General features: G+C 29.7%; 1 protein-coding gene and 1 pseudogene. Both read left to right on the plus strand.

The window, feature by feature from the left end:
• Positions 1-204 (plus strand): annotated as a pseudogene (locus tag CCO88_RS09150) (hypothetical protein); the annotation flags it as partial.
• Positions 204-1,934 (plus strand): hypothetical protein, encoded by a 1,731-nt coding sequence (locus CCO88_RS09155; protein WP_002840420.1) that lies wholly within the window; start codon positions 204-206, stop codon positions 1,932-1,934. The pseudogene CCO88_RS09150 and the gene CCO88_RS09155, both read left to right, overlap by 1 nt.
• Positions 1,935-2,038 lie beyond the last annotated feature (104 nt).

Consider the following 2,038-nt stretch of genomic DNA (forward strand, 5'->3'; position numbering starts at 1 on the left):
TTGCAAGCGCAAACAGAAACAGAAAAAGCAAAGCCCGCATTAATAGCTAGACAAACTGCTCAAATAAATGATAACTTAAGAATAGAAGCTGCAAAAGTTACACAGAGTGTTCAATTTGGATATTGTACTGGTGGGCTTGATATACCACAAGAAATTATGAAGCTTGTTAAAGAAAAGATAGAAAATATAGAAAAGTCTTCATAATGCTTATAGATGAAAAAAGGCTTATGAGAAATTATACTCTTAAGCCTGCTTATCCATCAAACATAGGAGAATTGGATACAGGGGAAGTATATAAACAATGGTTTACTTATGCCATGATAGGCGTAAATAAATATGTTGAACTTTTACATAAACAACTCATAAGAAAAGGTAGGAGTTATAGCCAAAACGCAACACATCCTCTTTACCCAAACTCCTATATTGTAAAAAAATATAACATAAAAAGTGCATCGACAGCCCCTTATGATAAACATAGTCACGGCAATTTGGGCTTAAATCAATTTTTCGTGGGTCAAGATCCGTACAAACCCTATAAAGGAGATCCTAGCAGTAAAAATGGAATATATCATGATATTTGCGAGATAAGAACTAAATATAATTTAGGAAATATGCAATATTATTATGGTTTTCCAAATAATTTAACTCTTTTATTTGAAAAAGAAAAAGCTTGGAAATATCACGGAAAAGGATTTTTTTATATCGATGAAAAAATAAATTTTAAAGATATACTCAATAAAGCATTAGAAGGCATAAGTTATGAAATGCTTATAAACGATATCGAAGTAGTTATTTTTTGCCAAACCATCCAAAAAAATAACGAATGGATATATCCTAGTATTGATGATATTAAAATACCAGAAATTAAAGTAGAAAATGTTGAATTTAAACCAACTTTTGGAAAACCTTATAAAAAATTATGCATTGATGTTGAAAAATTTTATAATGATTTTAAAGAATTAAATAAAAATATATTTAGAATCGAAAAAGTAGAAATAACCTATAATGTATATGAGAAACCACAAAAAACTAGAGAGAGTGATCCGAGTAAAATATATTATACTTTAACAAGCAAAAAGATATCTTTTTTTGAAGTATTTAACTCAATAAAAGAAAATTATAAATGTAAATATGCAACTCCTTTATGTTTTTATAATGGGTTTAATTTAGTTTGTTATGAAGAGCCTTATGTTGCTTATTCTTACCTCAATAATCAAAGCTTTGGAAAAAAAGATACAAGTGTTACGCCAAGCGTATATCCGCTATATAGAAAAAGTTCAAATTTGCCTTATGGACGTAGAGATAGATGGTTTGCATTATGGGATAGTTTTTATTATCTTTATGTATACGAAAAATCAAGCAAAGGAATTTTAAGCTTTTTGGCACCTATTGTTACTATTATTTTGGCTGTAGCTACTTGGTGGATTGGCGGGCAAGGTGCATGGCTAGGAACATTGATAGGAGTGAGTGAGAATGTAGCTGCGGGTATCACACTAGGAATTAGCTTAGGTTTAGCCATAGGTTCTCTAACTGGAAATAAATTATTTTCAATTCTTAATGCTGTTTGGGGTTTGGTTAATTTTTTAGGTGCTTGGGGTGCTAATAATTGGAATTTAGCTGCAGATTTTACAAAAAATACAGCACAAATCGCACAAGAGATGACAACTTTTGAATCAACTTTAAATATTATTGGAAATTTACTAAGTGGAGCTAGTAAGATTTTTGATGTGGTACAAAGCATTACAGCTAATACCCCTGATATGATAAATGAGCAAAAAGGTAGCGATTTAGACAACAATGAAGGCGGAAATGGGAGCGAAGCTTTGGAATTAGCAAAAGATATGATTAATCCTACAATATGGTATAATTTTGAAACCACAGATATACTAAACGAAAAAATAGAAAAAAATAGAAATCTTATTTTTGCATTCTAAAAAGTTATTGACCTATATATTGACTTTGTAAAAATATATAAAATAATTATATGTAAATATAGGCAATATCTCTATATTGTTCAAATCTCGCTAACCGCACCATT

Source organism: Campylobacter coli LMG 9860 (genome assembly GCF_000254135.1).
Taxonomy (GTDB): domain Bacteria; phylum Campylobacterota; class Campylobacteria; order Campylobacterales; family Campylobacteraceae; genus Campylobacter_D; species Campylobacter_D coli.

What these genes read in the sequence shown, in the direction of transcription:
- CCO88_RS09155 (WP_002840420.1), top strand. Translation starts at nt 204, where the DNA reads ATGCTTATAGATGAAAAAAGGCTTATGAGAAATTATACTCTTAAGCCT.